We start from the raw sequence: 10,041 nt of genomic DNA, 5'->3' as shown, positions 1-10,041 counted from the left end.
CCGAGGAATATCGCGAGTACTCCTACGCCATGTCGCACGCGCTCTACATGGCATCCCAGTGGGCCCGGTTCGCCGACCTCGGCGTCCGCTGGACCGCAAGCAACGATCTGATCGGGAAGAAGCCGGGCCTGTCACGGACACTCTTCGGCGGCGCGCCCGGCTTCGTGCGCACCCCCGACGCGATCGTGCGCGAGCAACTGAGCGGCTTCTTCCATGGCGGTGGACACGTCGTGGACAGCGAAGTGAAGGAGAACGAGAAGGTCTCCACCCGGGAGACACCGCTGGGTTCCTCCTATGAGGCGCTGGTCACCACGGCCGCCGTCGACAAGGACGGAGCACTCAGCGTCCTCGTCGTCAACCGCTCACCGGACAAGGACATCAAGTCCCGGGTCGATCTGGGGAGTTTCCGGCATGCCGGTACGGCCGACGTGTCCGTGGTGGCGGGCAGGAGCTACGACGACTTCAACAACGACGAACACCCCGATGCCGTCACGATCAAAAAGTCCCACGCCACGGCGAAGGACGGCTCCCTGCACTGGACCTTCGCGGCACACTCGGTCACGCTCCTGCGGTTCCCACCGCCCACGTCGCACTAGGGCGCGTATTCCGCCCCGGCTGCCCTTCTTCTGCCGGTTGGCAGCTTGGTCCTTCTTCTCCGGGATGACCGCCTTGATACGACGTTTGCGCAGGTCGCCAGCCTTCTCAGCCTCTATTCTCGCGGATTGATCACGACGTGATGCGCGCCCTGGCACTCCAGCACCGGTTTTCGGCTGGACTTTTCCCGAGCCAAGCCGGGCACATGGCGGCCCGGAGTCCATTGTGGCCCGTGCGGTCCAGAACTTGTATTGTGCGGGCATGCCTCGGCCTCGTGAGTTCGATGAAAAGCGTGTGCTTCTCGCTATCCGTGACGAGTTCTGGGACAAGGGCTACGCGGCGACATCGATGGACGACCTGCTGCGCGTGAGCGGGCTGGGCAAAGGCAGCCTCTACGGGGCGTTCGGGGATAAGCGCAGCCTGTTCCTGCGGGTGCTGCGCGACTACGACGCCGCGAACCTGCTGATGCTGCGCGAGCGTCTGGTTTCCGCGACGCGGGGGATCGACGTGGTGCGCGAGTTCGTACTCGGCCCGACCGGCGATCCGACCGGGACAGTTGCGCGTCGGGGTTGCCTGCTGGCCAACAGCAACGCCGAGCTTGCCGCCAGCACTCCGGACGTCGCGGCTGAGGCTCGCCGCAGCTACGACGCGATCGCCACCGTCCTCACCGCGGCACTGGAGCGCGCCCAGAGCGAAGGCGACCTCGCCCCCGACATCGACCCTTCTGAGACCGCCCGCGCGGCCCTCGTCGCGCAACTCGGCCTCATCGCTCTCGGGCGCACCGGCATGGGCGTCGGAGCGCTCACCGTGATAGCCCAGTCCGCCCTGGCACGGTTGCTGCCCACTCCGGCGCAGTAGCGGCAACGCACCGGCCGACCTGTACCGCCGCGGCGGTCGGCGCTGCCGGTGGCATGGCCCCGCAGGTGTCCGACCAGAGGTCGCGGGTGCGGGACAGCTGCCCGCAGCCTGCGCAGTCCGTCTACGGGGCCGCGCCGGGAAGCCCCGATGCCGAAGCAATATTGACCGTGCGGTCCATATCGGGGAAGGTTGTGGACGCAACAGTCCATAACCTGAAGGAGGGCGGCATGGCCGTCTTGGAAGACAAGGTCGCCGTGGTCACCGGGGCCAGCACCGGCATCGGGTTCGCGACCGCGCGCGCATTCCGTGACGAGGGCGCCACAGTGTTCATCACCGGTCGCCGCAAAGACGTGCTCGACGCCGCGGTTGCCGAGCTCGGACCTGGCGTGACCGGCGTGGTCTGCGATGCTTCGGTGCCCTCAGAGCTCGATGCGTTCTACAGCACCGTGCGCGACCAGGCCGGACGCATCGACGTGCTGGTCGCCAACGCCGGCGTCGGCACCGCGGCGCCGTTCGGTGAGGTGACGGAAGATCTGATCGACTCGGTGTTCGCCACCAACGTCAAGGGAACGATCTTCACTCTCCAGCAGGCGCTGCCGCTGCTCAGCACGAACGCTTCGGTAATCCTGACGAGTTCGACCGCTGCGACACGGCCCAACCTGGGACTTGAGGTCTACGCGGCGTCGAAGGCCGCGGTCCGCACGCTCGCCCGCGGCTGGGCTCTCAGCGCGCGCGCACACGGCTTCCGGGTCAACGTCGTATCCCCGGGCGGTACGCGCACCTCTGGTCTGCTTGAGCTGGTCACACCCGAGATGCTCAAGCAGGCCGAAGGCGCCGTTCCCCTCGGCCGGCTTGCCGAGCCCGAGGAGATCGCCGCCGTGACGACGTTCCTCGCCTCGGACGCGTCGAGCTACGTCAACGGTGCCGAGTTCTTCGCCGACGGTGGATACGCGCAGGCATGAGCGCTCTCGTAAGCGCCGATTCAGGTGTGTCTCACGCACGGTCCGGGGCTGGGGCGGTGGCTTGGAGGAGGCGTGTCTCGATGACCTGACGGCGCGCGGACACCCACGCGCATGGCGATGGCGCACATCGCGCCCAGCGCACGGTCGAATACGCGCCCCAGCCGTCCGTCCCCTCTGCCGGAGGCGGGGCCCGCCCCCGGTAGATCCGGCAGATCCGGCAGATCCGGCAGATCCGGCAGAGGGGCGGACCCCGCCGAGCAAGCTTGGGTTCAGCGGCGCAGCAGGCTCGCGGTGAGGCCATCGGCCACGAGCTGGAATCCCAGCACCAGCAGGGTGACGGCCGCCATCGGACCGATCGCGTACCAGGGGTTCTGCGCGAGGAAGTTCATGCTTCCCTGCAGGAGCGAGCCCAGGGAGGGGGCCGGTGGCCGGATGCCGAGGCCGACGTAACTCATCCCGCCCTCGATGAAGACGGCGGTCGACATGGACAGGGCGAACTGGACGATCAGCGGGTCGAGGCCGTTGGGCAGGATGTGGCGCACCAGTATCCGCACCCGGCCCGAGCCGATGGCCGTGGCCGCGACGACGTAGTCGCGCTGGCGTTCGCCGACGACCGACGACCGGATGAGCCTGCCGAACAGCGGCACATTGACCAGTGCGATGGTCACCATGACCGCGGTGGATCCGGAGCCGATGATCATGGCGACGGTGACGCCCGCGATGAGCGCGGTGAACGACAGCATCACATCGAACAGCCTCTGTATGACGGTGTCGAGCCACCGGGCCAGTCCGCTCGCGAGGCCGATGAGGATCCCGGCGACCGCGCCGATCGGGACGGCGATGACGGTGGCGAACACGTCCTGGCGCAGCCCGTACAGCACCCGGGAGAACAGGTCGCGGCCGTACTCGTCGGTGCCGAGCGGATGCGCGGCCGACGGATGAGCGAGGGCGAGCGGGCCTTGCTGTGTCGGCGGGGCGGGTGCCAGCAGCGGGGCCAGCACACCGGCCAGAACGAGCACCACGACGAGCCCGAGGCCCATGCTCAGCACCGGCCGGCGCAGCAGCCGCGACCAGCCTGCGCCACGGACGGCGGTGGTGGTGGCCGTCGGCGGTGTCTCGGTGGTGGCGGTGGTGGTCATGCTCACTCCATCCTGAGTCGGGGGTCGACGGCCGCGTGCAGCAGATCGGTCACGGTCTGCAGGACGACGAACACCGTGACCGTGATGAGCAGCAGATTCTGAACGACGAAGTAGTCGCTGCTCTTGAGGGAGTCGATGATGAGCTGACCCACCCCCGGCCAGGCGAAGATGGCCTCCACCACGATCGCCCCGCCGAGCATCTGGCCGATCTGGATGCCGAGGACGGTCAGCACCGGTGGCAGGGCGTTCGGAAGCGCGTGGCACAGCACGATCCGTCGCCGCCGCAGGCCCTTCGCCGTACCGACGCGGATGTAGTCCTCGCCGAAGACCCGCCGGATCGACGTCGACAGGAAGCGGGCGAGTACGGCGGCGGCGGGGAGGGCCAGGGCGAGGGCCGGCATGATCAGGTACTGCACCCCGATCTCCGGGTCCGTGAGCACGGAGACATGGCCGCCCGCGGGCAGGATTCGATGGGTGATGGCGAGCACCATCACCAGGAGCACTCCGCTGACGTACGGCGGTATCGCGAAGGCCAGTGCGGTGGCCGCGGCGGTCGCGCCGCGGACGAGGCGGCCCTTGGCCACGCCGAGGACCAGTCCGGCCAGGCCACCGAGCAGGACGGCCAGGACGATGGCGCCGAGGGTGAGTTCGAGGGTGTTGCCGAGACCGTTGCCGATCAGGGTGGCGACCGGCACGCCACGTACGTAGGAGTCGCCGAGGTCGCCCGTCAGCACCCCGCCGAGCCAGGTCAGGTACTGCTGGGGCAACGGGGCGTCCAGCCCCAGCTGGTGCCGGACGGCGGACACGGTCTTCGCGGAGGCGTCCGGGCCCGCGGCGAGCACGGCGGGGTCGCCGGGCGCCAGGTGCAGCACGCTGAAGACCACGACCGATGCGATGGCGAGCACCGCGAGGGCCGAGGGGACACGCCGGAGTGCGTAGCGGAGCATGGGGTCCTCCTCATGCCAGGTAGGCATGGTCGAGGTCGATGCCGTCGTACATGGTCCAGGCCAGACCTTTGAGCGACGCCTGAATGGCATATGTATGGGTGCTGTTGATCAGGTCGATGACGAACTGCTGCTCGAGGAACAGCTGGTTGAGATCCCGGTAGGCCGTGGTCAGGGCGTCGCCCTTGCCGGTCCAGATCTCATCGGCCAGCCGGCTGTACTCGGGATCGCGGAAGTTGGACGCGTTCTGCTGGGCGTTGAACGGCCAGGAGCCTTTGACGAGCGTCGACGGAGTCAGCTGCCCGAAGCCGTGGCCGTTGACGAACAGGCCGGGGATCTTCCCGCTGACGAACATCTTCTGGTATTCGGCGTCCTGCTTGGGCTGCAGTCGGCAGATGAGGCCGACGTCCTCGAGGTTCGCCTGCACGATCTGGGCGATCGCGGCGTTCGTCGCCAGTGTGTTGCTGTAGTAGAGGTCAACCTTGGCGTCGGCCGCGCCGGACTGCCGCAGCAGACGTTTCGCCTTGTCCGGGTCGAGTGTGTAGGCCGCTGCCCGATCGGGGTCCCACGCGGCCGTTCCCGGTGACCACGGCAGGCTGCTCGGGCGGCCGATCCCGCCCAGCGCCTGGGCGAGGACCCGCTTCCGGTCGATCGCCCAGGCCACTGCCTGCCGTACCTCGACCTTGTCCAGCGGGGGGACCTCGACGTTGGCCCCGATGTAGTAGGTGAGGTCGTGGGCGTCGGACTGCACGAGGCGGAACCCGGGCCGGTCGCGGATACCGGCGGCGTCGAGCGGCGACAGGTCGAGGGCCAGATGTGTCTGCCCGGAGCGCAGGGAAGCCACGGCGGACGACGACTGCGCGGCGATCGCGATCTCGATGCCGTCGAGGTAGGGACGGCCGGGCTTCCAGTAGTGGCGGTTGCGTTTCAGCGAGATGGAGGAGCCCGGCTTGTAGGACTCGACGGTGAATGGCCCGGTACCGATGATCTCCCGTCCCGAGGCGAGATCGGTCACCGACTCCCGGTCGATCAGGACCATCATCTCGAACATGTCCCACACATTGCTGACGGCCTTGCCGAAGCCCACCGTGACCTCGTGATCGCCGGTCCGCTCGGCCGAAGTCACCTGCTGGGCCACGGACTTGACCTGGGAGCTGGTGGTGTCCTTCGTCAGGTGGTCCAGGACGAACACGACGTCGTCAGGGCCGAAGGGACGGCCCGAGTGGAACGTCACATCGTCGCGCAGCTGGAAGACATAGGTCCGCCCGCCGTCCGACACCCGCCAGCTCTTCGCGAGCGACGCCCTGGGCCGCAGAGTCCTGTGGTCCAGTTCGGTCAGTGTGTTGAAGACGGTGCGGCTCACCGAGAAGTTGGGGTTGATCTGTGACAGCAGGAACGCGGGCAGGATGTCCGTGCCCTGGACCATGTGCAGGGTGCCGCCGTGCCGCGGCCCGCCCCCGGATCCTTGCTGTTCCGCGACGGCACTGCGGCAGGCGGTGTTCAGCAGGCCCGCCCCGAGTGAGAGTCCCGCGGCGAGGACCGTGCGGCGTGCTGGCTGACCACGTTGTCCGGTCACGCTGGCTCCTACCCGGTTTCCCATTTAAATCAGAGTAGTTTATTTAACTGCGCTGGGCTGACCTTGCAACCGAAACCTCCGGGAGGTCAAGGGTCAGGAGGCGCGAACCGAGGTCGGGATCGAGGTGGAGTGGGGCCGGTCCGGGACGGTGGAATCGCACCGGCACGCGGCGCCCCGGCCGGGAGGAGTCAGGCCGTAGGAGCGGGGGCGAGTGGGTCGAGGAAGTCCGTCTCGGCGGTGTCGAGTGCGAGGCGTACGGCACCGGTGACCACGGCTTGCTCGCGCAGGGGCGAGGCTTCGACGCGGGGCACGCGCGGGACGAGCTCGGTCAGCCGGCGCCGCAGCGGCGGGAGCAGAACGTCTCCCGCCGCCGCGACCGCGCCGGTGATCACCACCAGTTCGGGGGCGAGCAGCATGGTCAGCGTGGCGATCGCACGGGCGGCCGTCTCCAGCCCCTCCTCCAGGGCCCCGGCGGCGTCGAGGTCGCCCCGGCGGACGGCCTCGAAGACATCGCTCGCGCTCACCCGGCGCGGGTCTCCGCCGGTCAGTGCGCTCAGCTCGGCGCCCGGTGTCCCGGGGAGCGGTGGGGTGTCACGAGCCGCCACCTCGGCGACCAGTGACGCCCCCCGCCTGCGGACCGCCCTCGCGATGCCGTCGTCGCGGGAGTAGTCGCCCATCAGGGACAGGAAACCGAGGTCCCGGGCACTGTTCGCCTGGCCGCGTACGAGGGTGCCGCCGGTGCACATGCCCACCCCCAGCCTCTCCCCCGCCAGCAGACAGACGACGTCCTGGGAGGCACCCGCGCGGCCCCGCCAGCGCTCGCCGATGAGGGCCAGGTTGCAGTCGTTCTCCACGTATACCTGCGCGGAGAAGTCCCGGGCCAGCGCGGCGCGCAGATCCACCCCGAGGAACCCGGGGATGCCGGTGCGCTGCTGTACGACACCGTCGGCGTCGACGGGACCGCTGGTGCCGACGCAGACCGCCAGGACCTGCTCATCGCGCAGACCGGCCGTCCGCACCACCTCTACGGCGAGCTTCCTCACCTGTGTGATCCGCTGCTCCGGGCCGACCGAGGGGTCGCCGAACGCGATCCGTGCCTCGGCGACGAAGACACCACGCAGATCGGCCACGGCGACGCGGACGCTGTGTGCGCCGATGTCGATGCCCAGGACATGGCCGGCGTTCGCCACGAAGGAGAAGACCCTCGACGGCCGACCGCGCCCGGAGAGACGTCCGTCGACGCGATCGGTGGTCTCCCGGACCCAGCCGAGCTCGACGAGGTGGTGCGCGGCGGCGTGCACGGTGGGCCGCGACATGCCCGTGGCGTCCACCAGGTCTCCGGATGACATCTCCGCTCGCTCCGGGGGGCGTTCCCGCAGCTTTGCCAGGATGCGGGCGGCGTTGACCCTCCGGGCCAGGGCGGATGTGGCGATGTCCCCCGGCATCTGCTGCGGCGCTCCTCTCCTGCTGCGCGCCGAGACCTCGACGAGCACGGGATCTTGACCTCGGCGCACGCGGCCTGGAAGTCTAGCGCACGCCTTAAATAAAATTCCTTCATAAAAACGATACAGCAGCTCAGACGCAGGCGCTCAACCCATACGGCGCATCCGGTGAACCCGGCCGCCTCAGGACGGACGACCGCAGCAGAGCGATCGGCCGCCTCGCCACCGACAGGAGGGCCACGCAACCATGACCCCGAGCGCTTCTCCCTCCGGCCCCGCCACGTCCACGCGGCGCCCGAACGTCCTCGTCTTCTTCACCGACCAACAGCGCTGGGACACCACCGGGCTGCACGGGAACCCCCTCGGGCTCACTCCGGTCCTCGACCGCCTCGGCGCGGAGGGCGTGAGCGTGGACCGCTCCTTCACCTGTCAGCCCGTGTGCGCGCCCTCCCGCGCCAGCCTCCAGACCGGGCAGTACCCGACCACCACCGGCGTCTTCCGCAACGGTCTTCCCCTCCCCCGGGACACCCCGTCCCTGGCCCGCTCCTTCCGGGACGCGGGCTACGCCACCGGCTACATCGGCAAGTGGCATCTCGCGGGCGACCACACCTCCGGGCCGGTGCCGGAGGAGGACCGGGCCGGGTACGACCACTGGCTCGCCGCCAACCTGCTGGAATTCACCTCGGACGCCTACGAGACCACGCTGTACGACGGCAGCGGCGCCCCGCACCGGTTCGAGGGCTACCGTGCCGACGCGCTCGGCACCGCCGCGATCGACTTCATCGACCGCGACCGCGACCGCGACCGGGACCGGGACCGGGACCGGGACCGGCCGTTCTTCCTCTTCCTGTCCTTCCTGGAGCCACACCACCAGAACTCCCGCGACGACTACCCCGCCCCGACGGGCTATCGCGACCGCTACGCCACTCCCTGGGTGCCATCCGACCTCGCCGCCCTCGGTGGCGGCAACTGGGCGGAGCACCTGCCCGGTTACTACGGAATGGTGCGCCGCCTGGACGAGGTGCTCGGGCGAATCGTCTCCGCGCTGGAGCGGCGTGGGGAGCTGGACGAGACCGTCATCCTCTTCACCTCCGACCATGGCTGCCACTTCAAGACCCGCAACGACGAGTACAAGCGCAGTGTCCACGACGCCTCCCTCCGCGTACCCACCGTGCTACGGGGACCGGGGCTGCGGGGCGGTGTGCGGCTGCCGGAACTGGTCAGCCATGTCGACCTGCCGCCCACGCTGTTGCGGGCGGCCGCGGTGCCCGTACCGCCGGAGATGCAGGGACGTTCCCTGCTGCCGTTGCTGCACGGCGGACACGGCGGACACGGCGGACACGGCGGACACGGCGAGGACGCCGAGTGGCCTCAAGAAGTGCTCTTCCAGATCAGCGAATCGGAAGTCGGACGAGGGCTGCGGACCGACCGCTGGAAGTACGCCGCGACCGCGCCGGGCGCCGACGCCTGGAACGACCCGCGCGCCGAGCGGTATCGGGACGCCTACCTCTATGACCTGCACTCCGACCCCGACGAGTTGATGAACCTCGTGGCCGACCCGGCGTATGAGGACGTCCTGGAGGAGCTGAGGCGGCGACTGGTGCGGCGCATCGTGGACTCCGGTGAGCCACGCCCCACGGTCACCGCGCACGAGCCCGCCCCGAAGACCGTGTCCGAGGACACGGTCTAGGTCCGGCGGGCCTCTCACAAGAATCCCACAAAGACATCTTTTAAGTTCCTATCGGTGGAGACGCCACAGCTCATAGGGGGTCGCGTCACACATCCGCGGTAAGGAGCGAGAGCGAACATGAGCGAGATAGGTCGGCGTCACTTCCTGTACGGCGCGGCCGCCGTGGCGGCCGGTGTCATGGGCACCGGATGCACTCCGGAGGATCTGACGAAGTCGAGCGACTCGGGTGGCGTGCCGGTCGTCGCCATCGACGCCCAGCGGCGATCGTTCAAGGTGAGCCCGCACATGACCGGGGTGAACGGGGCCAAGTGGTACGACGACGCATACGGAATGTGGGACTCGAAGCTCAACCGTCCCGCCCCGGGCATCGTCGGAAAGATCAGGAAGTCCGGGATCGGGATGATCCGCTATCCCGGCGGCACCTCCTCCAACCTCTTCAACTGGAAAGGCGCCATAGGCCCGCAAGCGGACCGGACCCGCCAGGTGGAGGGGCAAAAGGGCGAGCCGGTCGACAGCCGGTTCGGGCCGGACGAGTACATGGCCTTCATCCGGGAGACCGGCGCGACGCCGGAGATCATGGCGCCGTTCGCCAACTCGACCCCGCAGGAGATCGCCGACTGGGTCGCCTACATGAACGCACCACAGGGCACCAAGTGGGGCGACCTGCGAGCGCGGAACGGCCACCCCGAGCCCTACCGCGTGCGCTACTGGGAAATCGGCAACGAACTGCACGGAGCGAAGCAGCGCTACTGGATGAGCGCGGACGACGACAAGGCCATGCGGCAGTACGCCTTCGGCGGCACCCAACGGCAAAAGCGCCAGCGTGTCGGAACGCC

The 10,041-nt window shown here is 69.0% G+C and carries 9 protein-coding genes and 1 pseudogene; 5 read left to right on the top strand and 5 right to left on the bottom strand.

Features of this window, described 5'->3' with window-relative positions:
* A partial coding sequence (locus J2Z30_RS49055) for an alpha-L-arabinofuranosidase C-terminal domain-containing protein (protein ID WP_209469193.1) occupies window positions 1-596 on the top strand: 596 nt, incomplete at its 5' end.
* Between the two features lie 9 nt (window positions 597-605).
* Here the strand turns inward: J2Z30_RS49055 and J2Z30_RS52075 are convergent.
* A pseudogene (locus tag J2Z30_RS52075) lies at window positions 606-794 on the bottom strand (hypothetical protein); the annotation flags it as partial.
* 94 nt (window positions 795-888) lie between these two features.
* Between J2Z30_RS52075 and J2Z30_RS49050 the strand changes: the two are divergent.
* Window positions 889-1,452: a TetR/AcrR family transcriptional regulator gene (locus J2Z30_RS49050; protein WP_078956418.1), complete on the top strand. Its 564-nt coding sequence runs from the start codon at window positions 889-891 to the stop codon at window positions 1,450-1,452.
* 227 nt (window positions 1,453-1,679) lie between these two features.
* Window positions 1,680-2,414, top strand: coding sequence for an SDR family NAD(P)-dependent oxidoreductase (locus tag J2Z30_RS49045; protein WP_044567138.1), 735 nt, complete (start codon window positions 1,680-1,682; stop codon window positions 2,412-2,414).
* A gap of 269 nt (window positions 2,415-2,683) precedes the next feature.
* On the opposite strand, the gene J2Z30_RS49040 is transcribed toward J2Z30_RS49045, so the two are convergent.
* From J2Z30_RS49040 to J2Z30_RS49025, 4 genes are all read right to left on the bottom strand, one after another.
* A complete protein-coding gene (locus J2Z30_RS49040; RefSeq protein WP_209469192.1) occupies window positions 2,684-3,553 on the bottom strand; it encodes an ABC transporter permease in 870 nt (289 codons plus the stop codon).
* A 2-nt stretch (window positions 3,554-3,555) separates the two neighbouring features.
* Window positions 3,556-4,500: an ABC transporter permease gene (locus J2Z30_RS49035; protein WP_044567140.1), complete on the bottom strand. Its 945-nt coding sequence runs from the start codon at window positions 4,498-4,500 to the stop codon at window positions 3,556-3,558.
* Window positions 4,501-4,510: 10 nt separating this feature from the next.
* On the bottom strand, window positions 4,511-6,073 hold the full coding sequence (locus tag J2Z30_RS49030) for an ABC transporter substrate-binding protein (protein WP_052701141.1): 1,563 nt from the start codon (window positions 6,071-6,073) through the stop codon (window positions 4,511-4,513).
* A 188-nt stretch (window positions 6,074-6,261) separates the two neighbouring features.
* The gene (locus tag J2Z30_RS49025; protein WP_209469191.1) at window positions 6,262-7,587 is read right to left on the bottom strand and encodes an ROK family transcriptional regulator; all 1,326 of its coding nucleotides are present in this window, start codon (window positions 7,585-7,587) and stop codon (window positions 6,262-6,264) included.
* Window positions 7,588-7,762: 175 nt separating this feature from the next.
* Between J2Z30_RS49025 and J2Z30_RS49020 the strand changes: the two genes are divergently transcribed.
* Both J2Z30_RS49020 and J2Z30_RS49015 read left to right on the top strand, forming a co-directional pair.
* Window positions 7,763-9,205 (top strand): sulfatase family protein, encoded by a 1,443-nt coding sequence (locus J2Z30_RS49020; RefSeq protein ID WP_044567146.1) that lies wholly within the window; start codon window positions 7,763-7,765, stop codon window positions 9,203-9,205.
* Between the two features lie 117 nt (window positions 9,206-9,322).
* A partial coding sequence (locus J2Z30_RS49015; RefSeq protein ID WP_209469190.1) for an alpha-L-arabinofuranosidase family protein occupies window positions 9,323-10,041 on the top strand: 719 nt, incomplete at its 3' end.

The sequence above is a fragment of the Streptomyces iranensis genome (assembly GCF_017874715.1).
Lineage (GTDB): Bacteria > Actinomycetota > Actinomycetes > Streptomycetales > Streptomycetaceae > Streptomyces > Streptomyces iranensis.
Note: the sequence above shows the minus strand (reverse complement) of the source record. Positions and strands in the feature narration are given on the sequence as shown.

What these genes read in the sequence shown, in the direction of transcription:
- J2Z30_RS49045 (WP_044567138.1), top strand. Translation starts at nt 1,680, where the DNA reads ATGGCCGTCTTGGAAGACAAGGTCGCCGTGGTCACCGGGGCCAGCACC.
- J2Z30_RS49040 (WP_209469192.1), bottom strand. Translation starts at nt 3,553, where the DNA reads ATGACCACCACCGCCACCACCGAGACACCGCCGACGGCCACCACCACC.
- J2Z30_RS49035 (WP_044567140.1), bottom strand. Translation starts at nt 4,500, where the DNA reads ATGCTCCGCTACGCACTCCGGCGTGTCCCCTCGGCCCTCGCGGTGCTC.
- J2Z30_RS49020 (WP_044567146.1), top strand. Translation starts at nt 7,763, where the DNA reads ATGACCCCGAGCGCTTCTCCCTCCGGCCCCGCCACGTCCACGCGGCGC.